26 protein-coding genes are annotated in these 25,221 nt (G+C 63.7%); 12 read left to right on the forward strand and 14 right to left on the reverse strand.

Annotated features, from left to right (window positions below; genetic code table 11):
- The first annotated feature begins 84 nt into the window (after positions 1-84).
- The 4 genes from ABIA42_RS05510 to ABIA42_RS05525 all read left to right on the forward strand — a co-directional run bounded on the left by ABIA42_RS05510 (position 85) and on the right by ABIA42_RS05525 (position 5,082).
- Positions 85-1,716: a DUF3300 domain-containing protein gene (locus tag ABIA42_RS05510; protein ID WP_370123640.1), complete on the forward strand. Its 1,632-nt coding sequence runs from the start codon at positions 85-87 to the stop codon at positions 1,714-1,716.
- Positions 1,713-2,627, forward strand: a complete 915-nt coding sequence (locus tag ABIA42_RS05515) for a DUF2950 domain-containing protein (RefSeq protein ID WP_370115041.1) — start codon at positions 1,713-1,715, stop codon at positions 2,625-2,627. Before ABIA42_RS05510 ends, ABIA42_RS05515 begins: the two co-directional genes overlap by 4 nt.
- A complete protein-coding gene (locus ABIA42_RS05520; RefSeq protein WP_271530122.1) occupies positions 2,611-3,078 on the forward strand; it encodes a hypothetical protein in 468 nt (155 codons plus the stop codon). Before ABIA42_RS05515 ends, ABIA42_RS05520 begins: the two co-directional genes overlap by 17 nt.
- A 249-nt stretch (positions 3,079-3,327) precedes the next feature.
- The gene (locus ABIA42_RS05525; protein ID WP_370157122.1) at positions 3,328-5,082 is read left to right on the forward strand and encodes a beta-(1-6) glucans synthase; all 1,755 of its coding nucleotides are present in this window, start codon (positions 3,328-3,330) and stop codon (positions 5,080-5,082) included.
- A 47-nt stretch (positions 5,083-5,129) separates the two neighbouring features.
- On the opposite strand, the gene ABIA42_RS05530 is transcribed toward ABIA42_RS05525, so the two are convergent.
- Entirely contained in the window at positions 5,130-5,816 is a 687-nt protein-coding gene (locus ABIA42_RS05530; RefSeq protein ID WP_370115039.1) for a CBS domain-containing protein, read from the reverse strand.
- Between the two features lie 152 nt (positions 5,817-5,968).
- Here ABIA42_RS05530 and ABIA42_RS05535 point away from each other — a divergent pair, with 152 nt between their 5' ends.
- Together ABIA42_RS05535 and ABIA42_RS05540 are read left to right on the forward strand one after the other, a co-directional pair.
- Positions 5,969-6,790 (forward strand): universal stress protein, encoded by an 822-nt coding sequence (locus ABIA42_RS05535; RefSeq protein WP_370115037.1) that lies wholly within the window; start codon positions 5,969-5,971, stop codon positions 6,788-6,790.
- Positions 6,791-6,816: 26 nt separating this feature from the next.
- Positions 6,817-7,011, forward strand: a complete 195-nt coding sequence (locus ABIA42_RS05540) for a hypothetical protein (protein ID WP_370115035.1) — start codon at positions 6,817-6,819, stop codon at positions 7,009-7,011.
- Positions 7,012-7,134: 123 nt separating this feature from the next.
- On the opposite strand, the gene ppsA is transcribed toward ABIA42_RS05540, so the two are convergent.
- Positions 7,135-9,555 (reverse strand): phosphoenolpyruvate synthase, encoded by a 2,421-nt coding sequence (gene ppsA / locus ABIA42_RS05545; protein WP_370115033.1) that lies wholly within the window; start codon positions 9,553-9,555, stop codon positions 7,135-7,137.
- A gap of 122 nt (positions 9,556-9,677) precedes the next feature.
- Here ppsA and ABIA42_RS05550 point away from each other — a divergent pair, with 122 nt between their 5' ends.
- Entirely contained in the window at positions 9,678-10,808 is a 1,131-nt protein-coding gene (locus ABIA42_RS05550) for an SbmA/BacA-like family transporter (protein WP_370123638.1), read from the forward strand.
- On the opposite strand, the gene ABIA42_RS05555 is transcribed toward ABIA42_RS05550, so the two are convergent.
- The 3 genes from ABIA42_RS05555 to ABIA42_RS05565 all read right to left on the reverse strand — a co-directional run bounded on the left by ABIA42_RS05555 (position 10,795) and on the right by ABIA42_RS05565 (position 14,017).
- On the reverse strand, positions 10,795-11,736 hold the full coding sequence (locus tag ABIA42_RS05555; protein ID WP_271530117.1) for a 1-phosphofructokinase family hexose kinase: 942 nt from the start codon (positions 11,734-11,736) through the stop codon (positions 10,795-10,797). The two genes, ABIA42_RS05550 and ABIA42_RS05555, sit on opposite strands and share 14 nt — an antisense overlap.
- 4 nt (positions 11,737-11,740) lie before the next feature.
- Positions 11,741-13,171: a GH1 family beta-glucosidase gene (locus ABIA42_RS05560; protein ID WP_370115031.1), complete on the reverse strand. Its 1,431-nt coding sequence runs from the start codon at positions 13,169-13,171 to the stop codon at positions 11,741-11,743.
- Positions 13,172-13,294: 123 nt separating this feature from the next.
- Positions 13,295-14,017, reverse strand: coding sequence for a c-type cytochrome (locus ABIA42_RS05565; protein WP_370115029.1), 723 nt, complete (start codon positions 14,015-14,017; stop codon positions 13,295-13,297).
- A gap of 117 nt (positions 14,018-14,134) precedes the next feature.
- On the opposite strand from ABIA42_RS05565, the gene ABIA42_RS05570 reads away from it, so the two are divergent.
- Complete coding sequence (locus ABIA42_RS05570) at positions 14,135-14,893, forward strand: CBS domain-containing protein (protein ID WP_271530114.1); 759 nt, start codon at positions 14,135-14,137, stop codon at positions 14,891-14,893.
- Between the two features lie 48 nt (positions 14,894-14,941).
- Here the strand turns inward: ABIA42_RS05570 and ABIA42_RS05575 are convergent, their stop codons facing one another.
- The 8 genes from ABIA42_RS05575 to ABIA42_RS05610 form a co-directional block, all read right to left on the reverse strand.
- Entirely contained in the window at positions 14,942-15,106 is a 165-nt protein-coding gene (locus ABIA42_RS05575) for a hypothetical protein (RefSeq protein WP_271530113.1), read from the reverse strand.
- Between the two features lie 28 nt (positions 15,107-15,134).
- Positions 15,135-15,335 carry a hypothetical protein gene (locus ABIA42_RS05580; RefSeq protein WP_271530112.1) on the reverse strand — a complete coding sequence of 67 codons (201 nt, stop codon included), beginning with the start codon at positions 15,333-15,335 and terminating at the stop codon, positions 15,135-15,137.
- Between the two features lie 363 nt (positions 15,336-15,698).
- Positions 15,699-15,878 carry a hypothetical protein gene (locus tag ABIA42_RS05585; protein WP_035717310.1) on the reverse strand — a complete coding sequence of 60 codons (180 nt, stop codon included), beginning with the start codon at positions 15,876-15,878 and terminating at the stop codon, positions 15,699-15,701.
- A 23-nt stretch (positions 15,879-15,901) separates the two neighbouring features.
- Positions 15,902-16,624, reverse strand: a complete 723-nt coding sequence (locus tag ABIA42_RS05590) for a CBS domain-containing protein (protein WP_271530111.1) — start codon at positions 16,622-16,624, stop codon at positions 15,902-15,904.
- Positions 16,625-16,701: 77 nt separating this feature from the next.
- Positions 16,702-17,223, reverse strand: a complete 522-nt coding sequence (locus tag ABIA42_RS05595; RefSeq protein WP_028177080.1) for an Hsp20/alpha crystallin family protein — start codon at positions 17,221-17,223, stop codon at positions 16,702-16,704.
- Positions 17,224-17,467: 244 nt separating this feature from the next.
- A complete protein-coding gene (locus ABIA42_RS05600; RefSeq protein WP_271530110.1) occupies positions 17,468-17,686 on the reverse strand; it encodes a ChaB family protein in 219 nt (72 codons plus the stop codon).
- 79 nt (positions 17,687-17,765) lie between these two features.
- Positions 17,766-19,388 carry a chaperonin GroEL gene (groL, locus tag ABIA42_RS05605; RefSeq protein WP_370115025.1) on the reverse strand — a complete coding sequence of 541 codons (1,623 nt, stop codon included), beginning with the start codon at positions 19,386-19,388 and terminating at the stop codon, positions 17,766-17,768.
- Entirely contained in the window at positions 19,348-19,479 is a 132-nt protein-coding gene (locus tag ABIA42_RS05610) for a hypothetical protein (protein ID WP_370115023.1), read from the reverse strand. The genes groL and ABIA42_RS05610 overlap by 41 nt, the downstream gene beginning before the upstream one ends.
- A gap of 201 nt (positions 19,480-19,680) precedes the next feature.
- Here ABIA42_RS05610 and ABIA42_RS05615 point away from each other — a divergent pair, with 201 nt between their 5' ends.
- From ABIA42_RS05615 to ftsH, 4 genes are all read left to right on the forward strand, one after another.
- Positions 19,681-20,916, forward strand: coding sequence for an efflux RND transporter periplasmic adaptor subunit (locus ABIA42_RS05615; protein WP_370115021.1), 1,236 nt, complete (start codon positions 19,681-19,683; stop codon positions 20,914-20,916).
- Positions 20,913-22,139, forward strand: coding sequence for an ABC transporter permease (locus ABIA42_RS05620; RefSeq protein WP_370115019.1), 1,227 nt, complete (start codon positions 20,913-20,915; stop codon positions 22,137-22,139). Before ABIA42_RS05615 ends, ABIA42_RS05620 begins: the two co-directional genes overlap by 4 nt.
- Entirely contained in the window at positions 22,132-22,818 is a 687-nt protein-coding gene (locus ABIA42_RS05625) for an ABC transporter ATP-binding protein (protein ID WP_271530106.1), read from the forward strand. The genes ABIA42_RS05620 and ABIA42_RS05625 overlap by 8 nt, the downstream gene beginning before the upstream one ends.
- A gap of 153 nt (positions 22,819-22,971) precedes the next feature.
- Entirely contained in the window at positions 22,972-24,816 is a 1,845-nt protein-coding gene (gene ftsH / locus ABIA42_RS05630; RefSeq protein WP_370115017.1) for an ATP-dependent zinc metalloprotease FtsH, read from the forward strand.
- A 64-nt stretch (positions 24,817-24,880) separates the two neighbouring features.
- Here ftsH and ABIA42_RS05635 read toward each other — a convergent pair whose 3' ends face one another.
- Positions 24,881-25,171 (reverse strand): hypothetical protein, encoded by a 291-nt coding sequence (locus tag ABIA42_RS05635; RefSeq protein ID WP_271530104.1) that lies wholly within the window; start codon positions 25,169-25,171, stop codon positions 24,881-24,883.
- Positions 25,172-25,221: the final 50 nt, after the last annotated feature.

Genomic DNA, 25,221 nt, shown 5'->3' on the forward strand with positions numbered 1-25,221 from the left:
CTGCGCGGGGTTTCTTTGATCTTTGTCAACGAAGGCCGGCTTGGCGCGCCGATGCTGACACCTGCCTCGATATTGGAGGATGCGATGTTTCGTGGCGGCAAGACCCTGATTGCGCTCATGCTGTTTATGGCGACACCCGTCGCAACGTTCGCGCAGACGTCCGACAAGCCAGCGGCCCCGGCGATGCAACCGGCGAGCCCGGCCGCGCCGTCCGCGGAACTGCTGAAACCCGAGCAGATCGAGGCGCTCGTGGCACCGATCGCTCTTTACCCGGACGATCTGCTCGCGAACGTGCTGGCCGCCTCCACCTACCCACTGGAGGTGGTGCAGGCAGACCGATGGCTCAAGGAGCGCAAGTCACTGAAGGGCGATGCATTGAGAACTGAGGTCGACAAGCAGCCCTGGGATGACAGTGTCAAGGCGCTCACGAGCACTGCGGACGTTCTCGCCATGATGAGCGACAAGATCGATTGGACCAAGAATCTGGGCGATGCGTTCCTCGCCCAGCAGCCGGACGTGATGGACGCGATCCAGCGCCTGCGCACCAAGGCCTACGACAACAAGAAGCTTGCTACGACGAAGCAGCAGAAGGTCAGCGTTCAAACCCAGGAGAACAAGCAAGTCGTCGTGATTCAGTCCGCGGATCCCGAGGCGATCTACGTGCCGTATTACGATCCGGCAACGGTCTACGGAACGTGGCCTTACGCAGAATATCCTCCCTACTACTTCGGATATCCGTCGTATATCGGCGCCGGCGTAATCGCCGCGGGTCTCGCGTTCGGTACGGCCTGGGCGATCGGACGCTGGGGCAATTATTGGGGAGGCGGCTGCAATTGGGGCAACCGCAACGTCTACGTCAATCACCGGGCCACCAACATCAACGCCGGCTGGCAGCATAATCCGACGCATCGTCAGGGCGTGCGCTACAACAATGCCAACGTGTCGCAGCGTTTTGGCAACAACAATATCAAGGCCGGCGCGTCGGACCGCATGGATTTCCGCGGCCGTGATGGCAATCAGGTGCTGCGTCCTAGTCAGGGTGCTGGCGATCGCGCGGGTGACCGTGCGGGCGATCGTCAGGGAGCAGGGGATCGCGCCGGTGCCGGTGCGCGAGATCGTCCGGGCGGCGGCGATCGCGCGGGCGCAAGCGATCGTGCCAAAGGTGCCGGGGATCGTGCCAAAGGTGACGGCGATCGCGCCAAGGCGGCGAACCGCGCCGGTGGCGGTGCGGCAAACCGCGGCGGTGGTGGCAATCGTGGCGGCGCGATGAACGTCTCGTCCGGGCGGTCGGCGGCCGCGGCGTCGGCGCGCGGTCGGTCCAGCATGGCGAGCATGCCGCGCGGCGGTGGCGGACCGAGCATGGCCGGCCGTGGTGGCGGCGGAATGTCGATGGGGGGTGGCGGCGGCTTCCGCGGCGGAGGAGGCGGCCGCGGTGGTGGCGGCGGCCGGCGCTCCGATGTGGCGCTGAAGCATGATGTCGTCCTGCTCGGCCATCTCGGCAATGGGCTCGGCTACTATCGCTTCAGCTATATCGGCAGCGACAAGGCTTATGTCGGCGTCATGGCGCAGGAGGTCGAGCAAATCATGCCGAACGCCGTCATGCGCGGCAGCGACGGGTATCTGCGGGTCCATTACGAGAAGCTCGGCCTGAAATTCCGCACCTACCGCGACTGGCTCGCCGCCGGCGCGACGATCCCGGCGGAGGTGACGCCATGATCGGTTTGAAATCATGTCGTCGCGCTGTCTTGCCGAGCGTCATGGCGCTCGCGCTGATGTGTACCGCGAGCCTGGCTCAGCAATCCTACCGGACGCCTGAGGAAGCGGGGTCCGCGCTCGCCGAGGCGGTCAAGAGCGGTCCGCGTGAGATCCTGAAGGTCCTCGGCAGATCGGCGGTCGACATCGTCTCGTCCGGAGACGAGGTCGCTGATGCCGATATCCGTGCGCGCTTCGTCTCCATGTATGACTCCAAGCATGCGATCAAGGCGGAGGGCAACAAGAAGGCCACGCTGATGCTCGGACCCGAGGACTTCCCGTTCCCGATTCCACTCGTCAACACCAGAACGGGCTGGGAGTTCGACACCGACGAAGGACGCATCGAGGTGCTTCGTCGCCGTATCGGCCGCAACGAGCTCGATGCGATCCAGACTTGTCTCGCCTATGTCGATGCCCAGAACGAATATGCCGACAAGGATCGCGGCGAGGGCGCAGGCGTCTACGCGCAACGCATTGTCTCTACGGCCGGCAAGAAGGATGGGTTGTTCTGGTGGGACGACAGCGATCCGAGCCCGCTTGGCGCGCTGGCGGCACAGGCCTCAGCCGAAGGCTACAAGGCTGGTGAGAGACCGGCGCCGTATCACGGCTATTACTTCCGTATCCTCAAAGGGCAGGGGTCCGATGCGCCGGGCGGCGCGCTCAACTACGTGGTCAAGGGCAAGATGATCGGCGGCTTCGCGTTGATCGCCTGGCCCGCGGAGTACGGAAATTCCGGCGTCATGACCTTCCTGGTCAATCACGCCGGCACCGTCTACCAGAAGGACCTCGGCAGGCGGACGGAGTTCGTCGCGCGGCGCATCACGCTGTTCGATCCCGACCAGACCTGGAAGAAAGTCGATGCTGCCAAGCCGTGACCACATGCGCCCTGCACGGCGGGCGTTCGTCATTCGCCTGGCGGCGCTGGCGCTCCTGGCAATTTCAGTGCCGGTGACGCCGTCGCTTGCCCAAGCGTCCGGCCAGGTGCGGGTCAAGATCGTGAAGGCGGGTCTGCTGGTCGGTGGTGGCGCCGGCAGCGGCGTTCTGACCTATCGTGGCCGCGACTATCCGTTCCGCATGACTGGCGTCAGCCTGGGCATCACCGCTGGTGCGACGGTCGGCCGGCTCGATGGTTGGGCGTCAGGAATTCGCCACATCGGCGACTTCGCCGGCACCTACAGTTCCGTCGGTGGCGGCGCCGCTCTGGTCGGCGGCGTCAATGGCGTCCATCTCCGGAACGACAAGGGCGTCACGATGGTGCTGCAGGGACCAAAGGCCGGGGTGGAATTCGCCGCCAATCTCAGCCACATCACGATCTCGCTGAGATGACGGGCGCGCATCGCAGCCCGGCAATCGTCATGTCTTGTTTCGATCGGTCGTCCGACGGGTGATCTGCGCCAGTTCAGGGGGCGACTATTACGCGCCGTGCGTTCGCCGCACCGGAACTGGCCTGAATCAACCGGCTTGTGGAAACGCGAGCGATCCTATAATTCCTTCGGGAGCGACCGTCGAACAAGTTCAATTGCATGATCCCCTTGCTTCTCATGCAGTCGCGATCGCAGGCGCGCACTTGAAGCAATGTGGCGCGTCCGCGACATCGCGGCAGGTGAAAAGCGGCACCTCACGTGTGATCAGTTGGTCTATCCTCGGAAAGCAAGCTGGTTCTCCAGGCTGTTGCTCTCGCCAAGCGAGGAAGCCAGTCACGTCGCGCCTGCCGGAAGACCCCGGGATGCTGTCCGCGTTTCGCTCGCGCTCTTCCTGATATCGCTGGGCGCCATCGCCGTCGTGTGGTGGTGGTTGGGGACTCCAGTCCATCTGGTGCGCGCACCCATCGATCCGAACGACAAGGTCCAGTGCATCTCATACGCTCCATTCCGCAACCATCAGACGTCACTTTCGCCTGCGACGCAGGTATCGCGTGAGCAGATCGCGGAGGATCTTGCCCAGCTGGCGGAGATAACCGACTGCATCCGTACCTATGCGAACGATCTTGGTCTCGACCAGATCCCCGAACTTGCGGCCAGAGCGGGGCTGAAGGTCATCCAGGGCATTTTCCTCGACAAGGACAAGCAGAAGAACCGAACGCAGATTTCGACGGCGATACGCCTCGCCAGGGAATATCCCGAGACCGTGATCGCGCTCGTGGTCGGAAACGAGACGCTGCTGCGCAAGGACATAACTGTATCCGATCTCGCCGACACGATCCGCTCGGTGAAGGCGCAGGTCAGTGTCCCCGTGACCTATGCCGACGTCTGGGAATTCTGGCTGAGCAATCGTGAGCTCTATGACGTCGTCGATTTCGTCACGATTCATATCCTGCCATATTGGGAGAACGTGCCAATCCCGGCGGAATCCGCTGCCACGCACGCCGACGCAATACGCCGACAGATCGCGGCGGCTTTTCCGGGCAAGGAAATCCTGATCGGAGAAATAGGTTGGCCGAGCCAGGGACGGATGCGGGAATCGGCGTTGCCGTCCCCTGTCAATCAGGCCCGGGTGGTCTCGGAGGTCCTCGACCTTGCCCGACGCGAGCATTTTCGCGTCAACCTGTTCGAGGCCTATGACGAATCCTGGAAGCGGGAGATCGAGGGCACGGTCGGCGGATCATGGGGCCTGTTCGGAGGCGAAGAACGCGTGCTCAAATATCCTGCCGGCATCCCCGTCAGCAACTATCCGCTCTGGAAGCTGCAGATGTGCAGTGGAATTGCGCTGGCGACGCTGGTCTTCGGCGCGGCGTGGTTGACCTCGCGTCGTAAGCCCGGGCGCGCTGGCCTGGCTTCATGGTTTGGGGTCGCAATATCGGCGACGACAGCCGGAATCCTGTTTGGCGTGGCCGCCCAGAAGGTGTTCTTTGAAAGTATCGGAATGGGTGGCTGGCTCCTGTGGAGCTCTCTGCTGGTGGCCGCCACGGTTTCGCCGGTGCTCGGTGCCAACGCCCTGATATCGGGGCGCCCACTGCCCAGTTGCCAGGAATTGCTCGGCCCCAAAGGCTACCGGACGGAGTCGATGCTCGTGACCATGCACGGGTTGGCCCTGATCGGAACGGCCGTAATCGGTACGGCCACTGCGCTCGGGCTTGTGTTCGACCCGCGCTTTATCGACTTTCCTTTTGCGGCTCTCACCATGGCGGCGTTACCTCTCGCGGCCGTGACGCTGCTCAATCCGCCCGGGAAGGGAAGCCGTCCTGTGGCGGAGACGTTGTTTGCGGGCGTGTTTGTCGGAGCGGCGGTCTATGTAGGGTTCAACGAAGGGCCGGCAAACTGGCAGGCGATGTGGACTTGCGCCGCCTATCTCCTGCTTGCCGCAACGCTGTGGCGGGTGCGCGCCTCTTGATCGCCATCAAGGTCGCCTCGGAGCCGGAGCACGCGATCCGATCTGCGTCAGTAAACGAAAGCCGGAGTTTCGAGCAGGTGGTCATTCACCAGCACGACGCCCGGGATCGCCTCGGCCGCGACGCGGATGGCTGTGCGTTCGGCCGCAGATGGCGCGAAGCCCCAGATGTCGATGATGCCGTTCTGGACGGTTGCGTTCAGGTTGAACGTATGCGCCCAAGGCTGCTTCTTGATTTCTTCAAGGAATCTCTTCCTGATGGTCGAATCGGAAAGTGAAATCTCCAGCTTCGGCCGGGCGCTCGCGATCGCCTGCAGCAGATTGGCCCGGCTGACGATCCCGACGAGCTGATCCTGCTTGTTGACGATCGGCACACGCTTGATCTGACGCTCCTCGAGCAGCATGGCGATGTCGCTCAACGGCGTTTCGGGGGTGGCAGTCACGACCTCGCGGGTCATGATATCCTCGACCTTGACCGCATGCGACTTGACGTAGTCAGTCGCCATCTGCGCGTCGCCGGTCAGGAGGCGAAGCCACCAGGCATAGTGCCGCTCGGTGCCGGATTCGGTTCGATGCATCAGGTCGCCTTCGGTCACGATCCCGAGGATTTTGTTGTCGGCATCGACGACCGGCACTGCGCTGATGCGGCGCTCGAGCAGGATCTTGGCGACTTCGCGGACGGTTGCATTTGCGCCGACGGTCACCACCGGGGCGATCATCACGTCGTGTGCTTGCATGGCAGGCCTCCGTGTTGGTTCCTGACATCTTGCCGCGTTTCGGGCCAACCGGATTGATCGGGATCAAGGAGCGCCGGACCGCTTGATTTGCGTCAACGGGATCATCGGGAAACCGCGAGATAAGGGTATCATTCGAGTAATGGAGCAATGACATGTCTCTTGCCAGCGTCATGGTCTACGTCGATTCCGAGCAGCAGGACGAAGGGCAGATTGCCGTCGCCGAGGCGGTCGCGAGCGGCTTTGAGGCCGCCTTGCTCGGCGTCTCGGCCGTCGCAATAGAGCCTCCGTTCGTCGCCGAAGGCGTGATCATCGAACAGACCACCGAGGAGGATCTCAAGCGCATACGCGCAACGCTGTCGGACAAGGAGGCGTGGTTCAGGCGCATCGTTCGCCTGCCGAGTGAAAAGGTGGAATGGCGCTGGACGATCGGTCTTCCGACCGAGTTCCTGGTCGAGCAGTCCAGGGCGGCGGACCTCGTCGTGGTGAGGCGCAGTCGGCTGAAGCCGAACTACTCCCGTCACCTCGATGCGGCGGGAGCCATGTTGCGGCTGGGCCGTCCGATCCTCTCGGTGCCGGACGGCGTCACCCGATTGACGGGCGATCGGATCGTGGTCGGCTGGAAGGATGCCCGGGAGTCGCGCCTGGCCGTTCGGGATGCGCTGCCGTTCCTGACCCGAGCTTCGCAGGTCACGGTCGCCGAAATCTGCACGTCGGCCGAACAGGATGCGGCGCGAGACCGGGTGCGGGACGTGACCAGATATCTTCAGCGTCACGGCGTGAGCTGCCAGCACGAGGTGCGCGTGCATACGGCGGAGCCTGACGCGGGCTACCTCGTTCGGCTGGCCGCCGATGTCGGCGCCGACCTCATCGTGACCGGAGGGTATGGGCACAGCCGGTTGGGCGAGTGGGTTTTCGGCGGCATGACGCAGAGCCTTCTGGAGCACGCTCCGGTCTGCCTGTTGATGTCGCACTGACGTCCACGTCACAGGAGAGTGTGCAAATGGACAAGGATGGTCGAGCGGCGAAGAAGAGCGTGGCGAAGCGAAAGGCGGAAGTGCCCGGACCTGATCGCGCCGCGCCGGTCGACGCACCGGTCCTGGAGACAAGGCCGGCCGACCGCGCGATCAGGGATGCCCTCGAGGACGACGAGGTGCGTCAGGCGCTTGGCGTACATCGCAGGGACAAGCGCCCCTGAAGCATGATCCCGAGAAGCGCGCGACGGTTTTCCCGCGCGACAAACGCGGAACGGGTTTGCGCGGAGATCATGCTCAAACAGTAACCCAAGGCGCGGTGACGTCTCGTCCTGATCTCATCGCGCTTAACCCGCAGCCCGCCGGCCTTCCCCGCTGTCGCGCTCCGCGGCACGGACGATCTCGATGGTCCGCAATACGCTCGACGGATTCACGCTGATCGAGTCGATCCCGAGCTCAGCCAGATACTGCGCGATCTCCGGATAGTTGGCGGGAGCCTCGCCACAGATGCCGACGTGGCGTCGGTTGCGCTTGGCGCCAAGCACGGCCATCGACAGCATTTGCAGCATGCCGGGATCGCGCTCGTCGAAGTCGAAGGCGACGATCTCGGAGTCCCGGTCGACGCCGAGCGTCAGCTGGGTGAGATCATTGGAGCCGATGGAGAAGCCGTCGAACAACTGCGCGAACTGGTCGATCAGGATAACGTTGTTCGGGATCTCGCACATCATGAATATTTCCAGGCCGCCCTCGCCTCGCTTGAGGCCATGAGTTGCCATGGCTGCAATGACCTTGCGCGCTTCCTCGACACGCCGGCAGAACGGAATCATGATCTTGAGATTGGTAAGGCCCATCGCCTCGCGCACCCGCTTCATCGCAGCGCATTCCAGCGCAAATCCTTGCGCATAGGCGGGGTGCGCGTAGCGTGCGGCGCCCCGAAAGCCGAGCATCGGGTTCTCCTCGCGAGGTTCGAAATCGGCGCCGCCGAGAAGGTTCGCATATTCATTGGTCTTGAAATCGGAGAGGCGCACGATCACCGGCCGGGGATAGAACGCGGCCGCGATGGTGCCGACGCCCTCCGAAAGCCGCTCCACGAAGAACTCGGACGGCTGCTTGTGGCGTGCGGTCAGCAGCTTGATCTTCCGCCGGTCCCGCACTGAGGTCACCTTGTCGGGGCAGGCGAGCGCCATCGGATGGATTCCGATATGCTGGTTGATGATGAATTCCATACGCGCAAGGCCAACGCCATCGCTCGGCAGGGATGCGGTCTTGAACGCGACCTCGGGATTGCCGAGGTTCACCATGATTTCGGTGCGCGGCTTCTGCACGCTTTCGATGGCGGTCCGTTCGACCTCGTATGGCAGGGTCCCCTCGAAGACGTGACCGATGTCACCTTCCGCGCAGGACACCGTCACGGCCGCGCCCGTCTTGGCTCTCTTGCTGAAACCGCCTGTTCCGACCACCGCGGGCACGCCGAGCTCGCGTGCGATGATGGCGGCATGGCAGGTCCGGCCGCCATGATCGGTCACGATCGCGGCGGCGAGCTTCATGACGGGCTCCCAGTCCGGACGCGTAGCCGTCGCGACAAGCACCTCGCCGGGGCGGAATTTCTGGAGATCCCGCTCGTTCCTGATCAGCCGGATGCGCCCTGCCGCGATCTTTTCCCCGACGGCGCGGCCTTCGGCCAGCGCCGTCCCGGGTGATTTCAGGACATAGCTCTCGAGCGCCTCTGGCTTCCGCCGGGAGGCGACCGTCTCGGGCCGGGCCTGGATGATGTAGAGCGAACCGTCCTTGCCGTCCTTGGCCCATTCCACGTCCATCGGGGTCGGCTTGCCGGACTTTTGCGAGTAATGCTTCTCGACGAGCATCGCGCATTCGGCCAGCGTCAGGACCTCGTTGTCATTGATGCAGAATTGCTGGCGCTCGCCCGCCGGCGTTGCAACGTTCCTTGTTGCATTGTGTCCGCGGCCGTAGACCATCCGCTTTGCCTTGGATCCCAGGCGGCGCGACAGAACCGCGCGGAAGCCGGCGTTGAAGGTCGGCTTGTGAACGTAGAATTCATCGGGATCGACGACGCCCTGCACGATATTTTCACCGAGTCCGTAGACGCCGGTCACGAATACGACGTCGCGAAACCCGGTCTCGGTATCGAGCGTGAAGGTGACGCCGCTTGCCGCGATATCCGAGCGGACCATCTTCATCACGGCAACCGACAGCGCGACCTTGAAGTGATCGAAACCATTGTCGATCCGATAGGAGATCGCACGATCCGTGAACAGTGAAGCAAAGCAGCGGCGGCAGGCCTCTATCAGCCCGTCTGCGCCCCGGATGTTGAGAAAGCTGTCGTGCTGACCGGCAAAGCTTGCGGTCGGAAGGTCCTCGGCCGTGGCCGAGCTGCGGACTGCGACCGCGACGTTGCGTCCGTACTCCTGCTCCAGCTGCCGATACGCCTGTCTGACCTGATGGCGCAGATCCTCCCGGTCGGTCGCCGCGTAGACGATCGCGCGCGCGGCGGCGGCGCGGCGGGCAAGATCGGCGATCCGCCGCTTGTCCAGCCCGGCGAGGAGCCGGCCGAGCTTGTCCCATGCGCCCGCCTCGGTCAGGGCGTCCCGATACGCGGCCGCGGTCAGCGCAAAACCGTTCGGGACCTTGACGCCCTCCGGCGTCAGCGCCGAATACAATTCGCCCAGGGATGCGGTCTTGCCTCCGACCAGCGGCACGTCGGCAAGACGTATGTCCCTGAACCAGCGAATGTAGCTCGATGCGTCCATCGCGCATTCTCCCGCGCTGCAGAATGGGTCTGAATGGCGACGACTTTCGCGCATCTCCGCGCCGTCGGTTTGCGCAAGATCAAGTGCGCAGCACATGCCGGCTTTAGCTGTGAACATTGATGATGATCGAACCAGACCAGAACGGCTCTTCGCGGGCGAAGTCGCGATTTTGGCAGAGCGCCTCCGGCTTCTGGCGGGGAGCATCGGCCTGGCGCGTATGGCTGCTATGCGGGCTGTTGGTGATGGTCGTCGTCCTCCAGCTCTACGTGCAATTTCGCTTCAACTACTGGAACCGCGACTTCTTCGATGCGCTGGAGAGCCGCGATCCTGCGCGGCTGAGAGGGCAGGCGTTCCTGCTCGTCCCCTTGTGCATCGGGAGCATCACGCTCGCCGTGACGTCGGTCTGGGGCCGCATGACCGTGCAGAGACAATGGCGGGAATGGCTGACCGGCAAAGTGATCGACTATTGGGTGGAGGATGACCGTTACGCCCGCCTCGCGGCTGTGCAGAGCGAGCAGCAGATTCCCGAATACCGGATCGCCGAGGATGTCAGGATCGCGACGGACGCGCCGATCGACTTGGCGCTCGGACTGGTGTCCGCGTTGCTCAGCGCGGTCATTTTCATTCAGGTCCTCTGGACGGTCGGTGGCGACATCGCGATCCCCGTGGGAAGTCATTCCGTCCGGATTCCGGGCTACCTTGTCCTGGGTGTGGCGCTCTATTCCGGCATCGTGACCACTGCGATGATGACGGTCGGGGCGCCGCTGACCCGGCTGGTTCAGATCAAGAACCAGGCGGAGGCGGAGTTGATCACGGCGGCACACCAGCTCCGCGATATCGGGGAGGGTATCGCGCCGCAAGAACAACGGCCGGAAGTCTGCCGTGACCTTCGGAGCACTCTCAGAACCACCATGGACCAGTGGCGCCGCCTGTGCTGGCAATTGATGCGGACGACGATCGTGTCGCACGGCAACTCGCTTCTGGCACCGATCATCGGGCTGGTGCTGTGCGCGCCGAAATTTCTCTCCGGGGCCATGACACTGGGCGAGCTCACACAAGCCGCCGCGGCCTTCACGCTGGTGCAGGCCTCGTTCAACTGGATTGTCGACAATTATGGGCGTATTGCCGATTGGATGTCGTCGCTGGAACGGGTCGGCAGTCTCCTGCTGTCGCTCGACCGCCTCAACCGGGACATGCCGCCGCAGCAGGCAGAGTCCCCGGCGCTTCCGACCGGCTCGGTCAAATTGCCGTAGAGAGAATGACCTGCTCGGCGAGACGCTTGATGTCGTCGGGCCGGCAGAGTTCTGTGCCGGGATTGAGCAGGGCGGCGGCGCCGGCGGCGACCGCCTGTCGAAAGCAGTGTTCGAGGCTCGCTCCAGATGCCAGCCCGTAGACCAGCGCGCCGAGAAAACTGTCGCCCGCGCCGACGGCGCCGACGGGCACGATCGCGAGAGGTTTGGCGCGCCACACGCGGTCGCTCGTCACCAGCGCGGCGCCGAGATGTCCCATCGTGAGGGCGACCATCGCCGCTTTGCCGCTGCGCACCAGCGTTCCGGCAGCAGCTTCCCATTCGGCGGAATCAGACGGCTCCTGGCCGACCAGCTCGCGCATCTCCCGCAGGTTCGGCTTGACCAGCTCGACCCCTTCCGCCACCGCGGCAACGAGGGCCTGACCCGAGGTATCAAGGATCATCTTGGCGCCGCGCTGTTTGACGATCCTCGCGACCCTTGCATAGAAGTCGTCGGGCACCCCTGCCGGCAGGCTTCCGCTGGCAACCACGAAGCCGGGAAACGGCTGCAGCGCCGACAGCAGGGCAAGGCATCTCTGCCATTCGTCCTCGGCAAGAGGCGGCCCTGGCAGGATGAAGCGATAGGGCTGGCCCGTGCCGATCTCGCGGACGAAGAAGTCTTGCCGGGTCTCGCCGGCGATCGGAAAGGTCAGGCTTTCGACGCCCTCCTTGTCCAGCAATTGACGCAGCAGGTCTCCCGTCAGTCCGCCCACCGGATAGAGCGCGGTGGCATTGCCGCCGAGGCGCTTGACCACGCGCGCAACGTTGATGCCACCGCCGCCGGGATCGCGGCGCTGCCCGATGCCGCGCAGCTTGGCGACAGGAACGATCCTGTCCACCGATGTCGACACGTCGACCGCCGGATTGGGCGTGATCGTGAGGATCGCGCTCATCGGCTCAGCTGGAGACCGTGGAGGCGGCCATCGCGCCGGGCGTTGCCGTCACGTTGTCGAGCCCCGCACGGCCTGCGGCAACCTGCGACCGTCGCGACGACCGAATGAGATCGGAATACCAGTGCGCCGACGCCTTCGGGGTTCGCTTCTGCGTGGCAAAATCCACATGCACGAGACCGAAGCGTTGCGAATAGCCCGATGCCCACTCGAAATTGTCGAGCAGCGACCACACGAAATAGCCCTTGACGTTGGCTCCGGCCCGGATCGCTTCCTGCATTGCCGTCGTATAGGCGTCGAGATAGGCAATTCGTGCGGTGTCCTGAACACGGCCGCTATCGTCCGGCTTGTCGTCCGCGGCGGTTCCGTTCTCCAGCACGTAGATCGGCAGCCGGAAGCGCCGATGGATGTCCAGCAACGTATCGCGGAACGCGTCGGGAATGATGGGCCAGCCGATTGTGGTGCGGCGTACGCCATCAGGCGGTGCACCGAAGCCAGCGCCGATCGGATTGCTGTCGGCCTTGATGTAGTGCGGCGAATAGTGGTTGAGCCCGAACCAGTCGACCGGCCGTGCGATCTGCGCCATGTCACCGGGCTTGACGTAAGGCTCGATGGCCTCGGCAAGCTCCGGAGGATAGTAGGCAAAGTGCTGCGGATACGGGAATGCGTCATTCCAGTACGGCGCAAGGCGCTGCGTCGCCGCAACGTCCTCCTCCCGCGTGGTGGCGGGATAACAGGGCTGGCGGTTGTGAATGGCACCGAGCGATGCATCCGTCACCGATTGCCGGAGCACGTCGATGGCACGGCCGTGACTCAGGTTGACGTGGTGAATGGCTCGGTGCAAAGCGCCCCTGTCGGCAATGCCGGGCGCGTTCCAGCCGAGACCGTATCCGAACAACGTGAATACGCATGGCTCGTTGAAGGTGGCGAACCGCTTGACCCGGTCGCCGAAGCGTTGGGCCGCCAGCGCGGCATAGTCGGCGAACCATCCTGCGATGTCCCGGTTCTGCCAGCCGCCAAGATCCTGCAGCGCCTGCGGCAGATCCCAGTGATAGAGACAGACCCAGGGTTCTATGCCGGCAGTCAGAAGTGCATCGACGAGCCTGTCGTAGAAATCGAGGCCCGCCTCGTTCGCAGCCCCGCGACCGCGAGGCAGGATGCGCGGCCACGAGATCGAGAATCGGTAAGCGCCGACGCCGATATCGCGCATCGTGCCGATGTCTTCACGGTAGCGGTGATAATGATCGCAGGCGATATCGCCGGTATCGCCATTCTTGATGCGGCCTTTCTGCCGGCAATAGCTGTCCCATATGCTGTCGCCGCGCCCATCCACGTGGGAGGCGCCCTCGATCTGGAAGCTCGAGGTCGAGACGCCCCACAGAAATGAATTGGCAGCCGGCACGCGCGACTGAGGTGAGGGAGCGGCTCCGTCTGTCATTGTCATGTGCCTGCCTTGCGATGGCGCAGTTCAGATTGTGTTAGGTCCACAATGCTGCTCTTTGCCGATCACCGCTTGACCGAGATCAACCGCCGGGCAAGCGACGGGCGAGTGGAGCGGGGGCTAGCGCGGCGGGCCGGCTCTCAAGGTTTCGAGGTACGCCACGATCTCCTCGATCTGGTACTCCGCGAGCCGCGGGTTCGGCATGGCCTGGTCAGGTCCGAGCCTGCGGTGGCCTGATGCCAGGAACTGCCTGATGTCATCGGTGGAGAACGAGGGGCGATTGACGATCTCCATGAGGCTCGGCGCCGGGGGGCGCGACGCGGGCGATTCCCTGGCGGCATTCTCGACGATATGGCAGGTTCCGCAGGAGGCGTGGGCCAGCGCCCGGCCTTCGGTGACCTGATCGACGAACAATTGGTTGGTGACAGGCGGGCGCACCGGTACCTGGATTGTGATCGAGGCGTAGCCGCTGGCCCGATGGCAGCTGTTGCATTCGTTCGTGAGGGCCGAATAAGCCTTGGTGAAGGCAGGCACGTTTTTCTGTTGGATCGCCTCGCGTGCGGCTTGCAGCTGATCCTTTGCAGGAGCGATCCGCATTGGATCGGGCAAGAGCTTGCCCGTCGCTTCGAGATTGGCCTCGATTCGTTGGATTTCGTAGCTCGCCAGGCCCCAGTTGCTGAGCTTCCCCGCAAACCAGAGCTTGGCATGCTGGAGCTGAAGCCGGGTCATGAGATCGGAGAGCGCTGCAGAGACGTCGACCGACGTCGTTGCGGCCGGCGCTCCGGCGCTCGGCGCCGCGACCGTCGCAAGGATCGCGGCCATGAACAATGCTTGCAGGCGCATGCCCCAATGTCCAGATTTGACCGCAGCATGGCACTCGATCGCGGCCGGGCGGTTGATTTCGATCAAGACCCCGTCAGGGGCGGCGACTACCTGTGAGTTCTCTCTGGAGTTGAAGACATGCGCGCGCACCAGATCATGTCCCGACGGGTGATGACTATCCGGCCCGAGGCTTCGATCGCCGATGCCATCAGGGTCATGCTTGGTCACCACATCAGTGGACTGCCGGTCACGGATGCGGCGGGAAAGCTCGTTGGCATCATTTGCGAAAGCGACTTCCTCAGGCGGGCCGAGCTCGAAACGGAGCACACGCGCAACCGGCTGCTGACCGTCCTGCTCGGAACAGACCGGATGGCGCGCGAATTCGTCAAGGAGCACGGGCGCAAGGTCGAGCAGGTGATGACGCGTGATCCGGCGACGACCAGGGAGGAGACTCCCCTCGAGGAGATTGCCGACCTGATGGAGCGTCGAAACCTGAATCACGTTCCGGTCATGCGCGATGATCGCATTGTCGGCATCATCACCCGGTCCGACTTCCTGTCCGCAGTTGCCGGTCCGCTGACTGGCGCACCCGGCTATTCGGAAGACGACAGTCAGATCCGCCGTTCGGTCCTTGCGGCGATGGCCGGGATGCCCTGGCAGCCCTTCGGCTTGAACGTGAGCGTCAGGGACGGGGTGGTGACGCTGCGCGGCGTCGTCAAGGGCGACAACGCCCGGCGCGCGGCTATCGTGGCTTGCGAGAACGCCTCAGGCGTGCGCGGCGTCGATGACCGCCTGTGCCTTCAATCGGTCAGTCCCGATCCGGAGGACGATTACGGCGGCGGTGACTTCGTCTCGCTGCAGGCAGAACCATCCACCCTCGATGACGAACCATTGTGACCATCGTCCCAGGCCGCGGTCTCCCGACGGGCGACCGCGCGGATCGACCTAGTCCTCCGCCACGGGACGGGTGAAATCGGGATTCGCAGTCTGGCCGGGTTTCGAACGAACCGATTGCTTGGCAGGTCTGGCGGTCGACGAAAAATAGAGCGCGAGCTCGAGGATGCCATACATCGCGAATAGCATTAGCGCCTTGATTGCTTCGTTCGTCATCTGAATATCCTCCAACAGCCGATCTCAACTAGCGTTGGGCCATTTCGGTCAGTGCATGCATTGGACGTGCCTGGTAGACGGCCAGCGTCTTCGCCTTCTGCAAGCTCAATTCAGGTTGGGCCAAGTGTACGGTCAGCGTGGTCGCTGCGACGGCGATGCCGGCAAGCAATCCGGCGACGACCACTTTCAGATGCGTTGCCCTGTCTGCAGTGTAAATCGAGTGGTTCATTTGCAGGCCCCTTGCCGGTGCGTCCTGACGAACCCTTACTATCGGATAAATCGTCCGGCCGAAATTTGGGGGCTTCACCTAAGGTGATGTCCGTAGCCGTACGGAAGAGCGCGCAACACTTGCACTCCTGGAATACCGGCTCACCGCCTTACCTTTGCTGTGCCGGCAAACGCCATCGGGGGCCTCGCGCATCGGTTCGGCAGGAGCGGGCGAGCCGGTAGGGCGGCGACTTCAGGGGGCGGCCACCGTGTCGCGTCGGCAGCTAAAGCGCGATGCGTTTAGGCTGAATCGTCATCGCGCTTTGGATTGTTGTTTAAGCATGATCTTTTCGGAAAACCGCTGCGCACTTTTCCGGATCATGCTTTAGCGCGGTGCCTGTCGGTCCCGCCCGGTACAGGCGGCAATCAGCCCGACCAGGGCAGTCACGAGCAACATGGTCACGATGGTCTGGATCAAGCCGAAGTTCAGCGCGTCACGCGCCACGAACAGCGCCGTGATCGGCGCTGCTATGGCGAAGAGAATCCGAACGAACCATCCGAGCATGGCGGCCTCGATCCGTAGGGAGTTCAGCCAGCGGCCTTCATGTCTTCGGGCGATTCCACATACAAGCCGGTGTAAGTGTCGACGAAGCAGAGATGGTCGTGAACTTTCTTGACGCCGGCGGTGCTCTCGGCGGCGACGATCGCGGCCTGACGGGCCTCGTCGGTGGTGACGAGGCCGTGCAGATGCACGACGCCCTTGCGGACATTCACCTCAAAGCCGATCGGACGCCAGTCGGTGCCGTTGACCGCGCGCGTGATGCGCTCGCGAATGTGCTCGTCATCGGCGGTCGGGTCGGGAATTTCGTGCAGAAGGCTCGCCACGGCTTGCAGCAGGTTCGTCCTCGTGACGATCCCGACGGGCGTCTTGCCCCGCATCACGGGAACGCGCTTGATGTCGTTCTTCTCCATCAGGTCGACCAGTTCGGCCAGATCTGTGTCTTCCTGCACCGAGACGACCTGCTTCGTCATGACGTCCTCGACCTTGCGGCCGCGCTCGTGAACGAACTCGGCGGCAGCGCGTCCTGGTCCCATGAAGAACTTCAGCCAGGCGGCGTGCCTGCGGCCGGTGCCGATCTCGCTGCGGCGGAGGAAGTCGCTTTCCGAGACCACGCCGACGAGATTGCCAGCATCGTCGATGACGGGCAGTCCGCTGATGTGCATTCGGAGCATGATCTTGGCCGCCTCCTCGATCGTCGTGTGCGGCGTTACGGCAACGAGGTCCTTCGTCATGATATGATGCGCGCGCATGGTGTGTCCTCGAGTTCGCTGGCGAGTTTCCTGGGTGAGGCGAGGCTGCGGCTGTCGCAGCCTCGCGTCGGGGGCCGTCAGGCGGCCTTCACACTGATGGTCTTGGCCGGCTTCTGGGCTTCTTCGGTCTTGGGAAGGACGACCTTGAGCACGCCGTTCTTGAACGTCGCCTCGATCTTGTCGGCATTGACATCGTCCGGGAGCGCGAAGTAGCGCTCGAACGAGCCGTAACGGCGCTCGGAAACGTAGTAGTCCTTCTTCTTCTCTTCGGTCTCTTCCTTCTTCTCGCCTCTGATGGTGAGACCCCCGTTGACGAGCTTGACGTCGATGTTCTTCTCGTCGAGGCCGGGAAGCTCAGCCGTGATCTCGTAGGCCTTGTCGCTTTCGGCGACGTCGACGGCCGGCGCATTGAAGTTCTTGGACAGGTCGCGCTCCAGCCGTGCGAGCGAGCGGAACGGCCGTTTCCAGAAGCCGCTACCGAAATCGTCGAAGATCTGGTCGATTTCGTTTCTCAGCGCCTGGAACGGCTGCCATGCCTCGCCGGCGGCTGCAGGCGCGGTGGACGTCTTGGTGACAGGAAGTTTGGTTTCGGTCGCCATGATCATGTTCTCCTTCGAGCTTGACCATTCCGGTCGCTACCAAGGATAGTCTCGGCCATCGTGCGCTGGTTGATTTCGCTCAAACTCGGGAGCTGCGCGCGCGAAATTGGATGCGTCGGCAGGCACAGGACGATCATGTCCCGTGCGGGTATGGAACTCGTCGTTCCGCATTCCTGTGTCGAGCAAAATGGGGCAGGTCCAGAGACATTTCTCGGCTGCAGGGGCAGTCGAGAACATGTGGGGTTTATGAAGCCGGTCTCCTTGGCAACCATTGGTCGCCAAGTTTCACGTAAGAGCGCTTCACGGCAGCCCAGGCCGTGCGGTGAGCGATCTCTTCCTGCCGGAGGTCCCCGGCATGCGAGGCGAAGGCGTGGTTGAACGCCTCCCGGTAGATGTCCAGGGCATGAGGTGGCAGGTGGTGCCGTACGCCAGGGGGAAGGTCCTTGTTCGAGCGATAGGGCATCGTTGCATCCTGTGCGGAATCTTCGCCCCCCTTGCGCCGACGGCTGATGCCGCTGCGTTCGCTGCAGGGCCTGCGGCTGCTACATCGCCATGTCGGACTCGGGCAGCCGCTCGCGCTTCGGCTCCGGGATCTCCGTCATCGTCGCCTCCGTGAGAAGAAGCACGCTTGCGACGGACACCGCATTTTCGAGTGCGGTCCGTACGACCTTCACCGGATCGACGATGCCGGCTTCTACGAGGTCGACATAGACCTTCCGGGCGGCATCGAAGCCGGAATTGCCCTCGCTGGCCAGCATCCGGGCAACGACGACGCCGCCATCGGTTGCGGAATTTTCGGCGATCTGGCGCGCGGGAGCTTCGAGCGCGCGCTTCAGGATCTGCACGCCCGTTCTTTCGTCGCCCTCGCAGGTGCTCTCCTCCTTGGCCACCGCCGCGATCGTGCGAAGCAGGGCAAGCCCGCCGCCCGGCACGATGCCCTCGGCCACCGCAGCTTTGGTCGAGCTGATCGCATCGTCGAGCGCTTCCTTCTTGGCCTTCATCTCGGCCTCGGTCGGTGCTCCCACCCGGATGACGGCGACGCCGCCCGACAGCTTGGCGAGGCGCTCTTCGAGCTTCTCGCGGTCGTAGTCGCTGGTCGTCTTCTCGATCTCGACGCGGATCTGAGCGAGCCGTGCGTCGATACGGGCGCGATCGCCGCCACTCCCGATCAGGGTGGTGTTCTCCTTGTCGGCGACCACCCGTGCGGCGCGACCGAGTTGCTGGAGGGTGGCATTTTCCAGTTTGAGCCCGATCTCCTCCGAGATCACCTGCGCGCCGGTAAGGATGGCAATATCTTCCAGCATGGCCTTGCGCCGGTCGCCGAATCCGGGCGCCTTGACTGCGCAGGCCTTGAGCACGCCGCGAAGCTGATTGACGATGAGGGTCGCCAGCGCTTCGCCCTCGATGTCCTCGGCGATGATCAGAAGCGACCGGCCGCTCTTGGCGACCTGCTCGAGCAGGGGAACCAGATCGCGCAGGGCCCCGATCTTGTGATCACAGAGCAGCACGTAGGGATCCTGCAATACGGCTTCCATGCGGTCGGCATCCGTGACGAAGTAGGGCGACAGGAAGCCGCGATCGAACTTCATGCCTTCCACGACTTCCAGCAGCGTCTCGGTGGTCTTGGACTCCTCCACCGAGATCACGCCGTCACCGCCGACCTTCTCGATCGCATCCGCCACCAGCTCACCGATGGAGAGGTCGTTGTGCGCCGAGATCGTGGCGACCTGGACCTTTTCCGCCCTGGTCTTCACCGGCTTCGCCATGGCGTGCAGGGCGGCGATGGCGGCCTGCGTCCCGCGATCGAGGCCGCGTTTGAGGTCGATCGCGCTCGCGCCGGCGACGACGTTCCGGACGCCGTCCGCAAGGATGGCATGGGCCAGGATGGTCGACGTGCTGGTGCCGTCGCCGACGACATCGCCGGTTTTCTCGGCGGCCTGCCGCAGCACCTGGGCGCCCAGGTTCTCTTCCGCGTCCTTGAGATCGAATTCCTTGGCAATGGTGACCCCATCGTTGCACACGATGGGTGCGCCCCACGACTTCTGGATCAGGACGGATTTCGACTTCGGCCCGAGCGTGACGCGCACGGCATCGGCGAGAAGGGACGCGCCGCGCAAGACTTTTTCACGAGCCGCCGAGTGAAACAGGACCTGCTTGTGCGCCATTTTTCATGTCCTCTGCTTTGCTGCCGCTGCCAATGCGATTTTGGCGGGCCAGTTTGGACGAGTGAGCTGCGACCGAATTGATCTTCGTCAACGAAGCTCCCAGGCGGCGGAGCTTTCGACAGGCGTCGATCGATGCAAACGCGACAATGTTTCGGGACCGCGCGCATTTTGCCGGCAGGGCGTTGACTTGGCGCAATCTGAAGCTGGGGCGGTGCGGTATTCAGTTCGGCGGAATTCGCAGCAGCGCAGAGTCATGGTCGAGCAAACACTATCTGTTCCCAAGCAGGAGCATATGAGCGGGCTCTCCGCCGCGTCGGCGTGGTCGGGAGTCCTCGCCCACAAATGGTTCGTGCTCGCGATCCTTGTTCTGCTCGCCCTTGGTGCCTGGCAGGGCGTCCGCATCCTGTTCGGACCTGCCGTCGTGGTCGACCAGGTCGCGCGCGGGCGATTGATCGAGACCGTGGTGGCGAGCGGGCATGTCGAGACACCGTACCGCGTCGAGATCGGTAGCCAGATCACCGGCACGGTCGCGGACGTGCTGGTGCATGAAGGCCAGAAGGTCACCAAGGGCCAGCCGCTGATCTCGCTGGAGGCGCGGGAACTCAAAGCGAGCGTGATCCAGGCGCAGGGGGCGGTAGCCCAGGCCGAAGCCCGGATCAGGCAGCTCGAAGAGCTGACGCTGCCCTCCGCGAAGGAGGCTCTGACACAAGCGCAAGCGACGCTTCTGAACGCCCAGCAGACCTATAACCGCACGGCGCAGCTCGAACACAATGGCTACGCGACCAAGGCAGCCTTGGATGACGCGCAGAAGACGCTCGATGTCGCGCGCGCCGTGAAGCGTGCGGCGGAGTTCCAGGTCTATACCGCAAGCCCGGGCGGCAGCGACTATGTCATGGCGCAGACGCAGCTCAACCAGGCACGAGCCAATCTGGACACGGCGGAATCCCGCCTGGGCTATGCGACGATCGTGGCTCCTCGCGACGGCGTTCTCATCACCCGGAACGTCGAGCGAGGCACCGTGGTGCAGGCGGGGAAGGCGCTCTTGGTGCTGGCGCCGTCAGGTGACTTGCAGCTGGTCTTGCAGATCGACGAGCGCAATCTCGGCAAGCTCGCGCTCGGACAGAGCGCACTGGCCTCCGCGGATGCCTACCCGGACCGGCGTTTCGCCGCCAAGGTCTCCTACATCAATCCGGGCATCGACATTTCCCGCGCGACCGTCCAGGTGAAGCTGACGGTGGTGGAGCCATCCGACGATCTGCGCCAGGACATGACCGTCTCGGTCGACATCGAGGTTGCCGCGAAAGACAATGCGAAGGTGCTTCCCGTCCGCTCGGTCCATGACGTCCTCTCCGGACAGCCCTGGGTCCTGACCGTGGAGGGCGGTCGTGCGGTCAAGCGTCCGGTGAAGCTCGGCCTGCGCGGCAACAGCAACATCGAGATCGTCGAGGGGCTCGAAGCCGGTGATGTCGCGATTCCGCAAAGCTCCGGCGTGGTGACCGGGCAGCGCGTGCGGCCCGTCCGGCCATGAATCGCTGGCTTCCATTCGAGTGGATCGCTGCCGTGCGCTTCCTGCGTGAGGGGAGATTGCAGACCGCCTTCATCATCGGCGGCATTTCGATCGGCGTTGGCGTTATTGTCTTCATGTCGGCGATGCTCGCGGGCATGGAGGCGAATTTCATCAAGCGCGTGCTGACGTCGCAGCCACAGATCCAGCTCCTCACGCCGGACCAGGTCGCGCGCCCTTTGCGCAATGCCGCCGGCGAGATCGAGGACGCGGTGGTGCAGCGGCCGAGCCAGCGGGTGATCTCGATCGACCAGTGGCCGAAGATCCGAGCCCAGATGCTGGCGATGCCCGAAGTCACCGCGGTCTCACCCACCATCACCGGATCCGCGCTGGCCATCCGCGGCGACGCCAGCCGGGCGGTGACGCTGACCGGAATCGAGCCGGACACCTATTTCAACATCGTCAAGGTGCCGGACTACATCGTCGCCGGCAGCGCGCGGCTGACCAGCGAGGACATCATCATCGGCACCGAGCTCGCCAAGAATCTCGGCGCCACCGTGGGTGACAAGCTGAACCTCCAGGCGGCAAGCTCTGCCAACCGGGTGCTGACGATCTCCGGCCTGGTCGATTTCGGCAACAAGGCCGCCAATCAGCGGGTGGCCTTCATCGCACTGCGGACCGGACAGTCTCTGCTCGGCATGATCGGCGGCGTCACCACCATCGACATGACGATCAAGGACATCTATGCGGCAGAAACCATCGCCAAGCGGATCCAGGCCGCGACGGCCGTCGAGGCCGATAGCTGGATAGCCACCAACGCGCAGTTCTACACCGCCGTCCAGGCGCAGATCTACACGAACACCTTGATCCGTGTGTTCGTGGGCCTGTCTGTGGCCTTTGGCATTGCCGCGGTGCTCATCGTCTCGGTGATCCAGCGCTCCAAGGAGATCGGCATCCTCAGGGCGATGGGCACCTCGCGCGGCCAGATCCTGCGGGTGTTCCTGCTCCAGGGTGGTCTGCTCGGCTTTATTGGCTCGCTGTTCGGCGCGACGATGGGCGCCCTTGCGCTGATCTATTGGCACGCTGTTGCCCGCCAGGCGGATGGAAGCGAGTTCTTTCCGTTGATCCTGGAGCGAAACCTCTTCATCTATACGGCGGTGCTCGCCACGGTCACCGGCCTGTTGGCTGCGACGGCGCCGGCGGTGCGCGCCGCGAAACTCGATCCGGTGGTAGCGATCCGTGGCTGACGAGATCCTGAGGCTCGAGCGCGTCTGCAAGGCCTACAATGTGGGCCTGCCAACGGAGGTCGAGGTATTGCACGACATCGATCTCGAGCTCGCTCATGGCGAGTTCCTGGCCTTGATGGGTCCGTCCGGCTCCGGCAAGAGCACGCTGCTCAACATCGTCGGTCTGCTCGATCGGCCGACGTCCGGCCGGCTCCTCATCAAGGGACGCGACACCGGGTTGCTGGGCGACAACGAGCTCACGCATCTCAGAGGCCACACCATCGGCTTCGTGTTTCAGCATCATTTGCTGATCTCTGCCTTCACCGCGCGCGAAAACATCATGATGCCGATGCTCGCGGACCGCGGATTTCCGAGTGCCGAGATCGCGGCCCGGGCCGATCGCCTCCTTGCCGAGGTCGGTCTCGAGAGATTCGGAAACAATCTCGCCAACAACATGTCGGGCGGCCAGCAGCAGCGGGTGGCCGTGGCCAGGGCGCTCGCGATGAATCCGGATCTCGTGCTGGCGGACGAGCCGACCGGAAATCTCGATTCGAAGTCGGCCGATGCCGTCTTCGAACTGATGCGACGGGTCAATCGGGAGAGCGGCACCAGCTTCCTGCTCGTCACCCACAATCTGGACCTCGCGCGCCGCTGCGACCGCATCATCGAGGTGATCGACGGCCGGATTGCGCAGCATTGAACGCTGGGAATCCAGCGCAAGCGTCATGTGCTGTCAGTCCTGTCGAGTTCATCGGCCCGGTCGTGTGGGACCGCGGTGTTGACCTGAATCAAGCAGAGGTCGCCGTTCTCCATTACCATTTACAGTGCAGCCGACGGTGATGGGAGAAGCAGAGTGGAGTCCGATCAAGGTTCACGGAATCAGACCATGGTCATGGCCGCTGTTTTGGCAGGCGGCCTGCTGCTCGTCATGCTGCAGTTCGGGCTCGCGACGTACAGTTCAATCGAAACCATTCCCTACAGCCAATTCGAGCAGCTGCTGGCGCAGGACAAGATCGCCGAGGTGTCCGTCGGCTCGGATATGATTCAGGGGAAATTGAAAGAACCGCTTCCGAGTGGAAAGTCCGCATTCATCACGGCGCGGGTCGATATGGCTTTGGCCGAAAAGCTCGCGGCAAAAGGCACGAGTGTGACCGGCGTTCCCAGTGGCGGTCTGCTGCAGAACTTGCTGTCCTGGATCTTCCCCGTCATTGCCTTCTTCGTGATCTGGTTCTGGATCGGCCGCCGCATGGGAGGCGGCCAGGGCCTGGGCGGGCTGATGGCGATCGGCAAGTCCCGCGCAAAGGTCTATGTCGAAAAGGACATCAAGGTCACCTTCGCGGACGTCGCCGGAGTGGACGAGGCGAAGTTCGAGCTCCAGGAAGTCGTTTCATTCCTCAAGGACCCCAAGAGCTATGGCCGCTTGGGAGCGCACGTGCCGAAGGGAATATTGCTGGTCGGACCACCGGGAACGGGAAAGACGCTGCTGGCCCGCGCCGTGGCGGGAGAGGCCGGTGTTCCGTTCTTCTCGATCTCGGGCTCGGAATTCGTGGAGATGTTCGTCGGCGTCGGCGCAGCGCGCGTCCGGGATCTGTTCGAGCAGGCCCGAAAGGCGGCACCGTGCATCATCTTCGTCGACGAGCTCGACGCATTGGGACGCAGCCGCGGGCCACTCTCGTTCGGTGGTTACGACGAGAAGGAGCAAACCCTCAACCAGCTGCTGTCCGAGCTTGACGGCTTCGACCCGAGCGCCGGCGTCATCTTGCTCGCAGCCACCAATCGCCCCGAGATCCTGGATCCCGCGCTGCTAAGGGCAGGCCGGTTCGACCGCCAGGTTCTGGTTGACCGGCCGGACAAGAACGGGCGCGTCGCCATTCTCAAGGTCCATGTCCGCAAGATCCGCATGGGCAACGACGTCGACCTCGACAAGGTGGCGGGACTCACGACCGGATTTACCGGCGCCGATCTCGCAAATCTCATCAACGAAGCCGCGATCGCCGCGACCAGACGAAGCGGTGAGGAGGTCACGTTCGACGATTTCGTCACGGCGATCGAGCGGATCGTGGCCGGCATCGAGAAGAAGAGCAGGGTGCTCAGCAAGGACGAACGGCGCAGGGTTGCCTATCACGAGATGGGCCATGCCCTCGTCGCGGCCAGCCTGCCCGGCGTCGACCCGGTGCAGAAGGTCTCGATCATTCCGCGCGGGATCGGCGCGTTGGGATACACCATCCAGCGTCCGACCGAGGACAGGTTCCTGCTGACGATCGAGGAGCTCAAGAACCGCATCGCGGTGCTGATGGGGGGACGCGCATCGGAGCGCCTGATTTTCGACGGTGCGATCTCCACCGGCGCCGCCGACGATCTTCAGCGTGCGACCGAAGTCGCGATCGAAATGGTGACCAAGTACGGCATGGACGAGACGGTGGGGCAACGCACCTATGCGCCGAAGCCGCAAGCGTTTCTCGGGGCGGCCCAGGACAAGATCGTCGGGGCTGCCGAGGCAACGGGCCGCGAGATCGATCTGGCCGTCCGCAACCTGATCGAGGAGGGAGACCGCCGCGCCCGGGATATCCTCCAGCGCCGGCGTGGTGACCTGGACGCCGGTGTGGAGCTGTTGATCGCGAACGAAACGGTGACGTCCGAGCAGTTCGCGCCGCTGCGGGGCCAGCGCAGCGAGGAGAGCAAGCCGGTCGCCGCGTGATCGCGGCACGCATCAACGGCTGCGGCTCGCTCTGCAGGAGCGCGCATCAAGCCTGCCGACGCGATCAAAGGCCGCGCGAGTTGATCTTCCGGCGCAGGCGATGACACGCATCTTCCAGGAGAGTTTGAAGATTCTCGATGTTCACCAGCAGCTCCTCTGCTTGTCGCCGATCTGGTGTTCCGAAAGCAAAACCGTCGCGCAGATGCGCGACGGTCTCCACGCGCTTGCGTCCGGCTGCCGCTCGATTTTCGAAGAACTCGAGTTGCTCCAGATCATGGCCGAGCTCGTCCGCTTCGGAGATCAGCATCTTGGTGATCGCGCTTCGGCGGTCAGGCATGAGGTCGGCGCCGCTCAACAGCGCGATGTAATGGTCGACATTCGCCCGTGCGATGTAGCGATGCATGG

It is taken from the genome of Bradyrhizobium sp. USDA 327, assembly GCF_041262065.1.
Classification (GTDB): domain Bacteria; phylum Pseudomonadota; class Alphaproteobacteria; order Rhizobiales; family Xanthobacteraceae; genus Bradyrhizobium; species Bradyrhizobium liaoningense.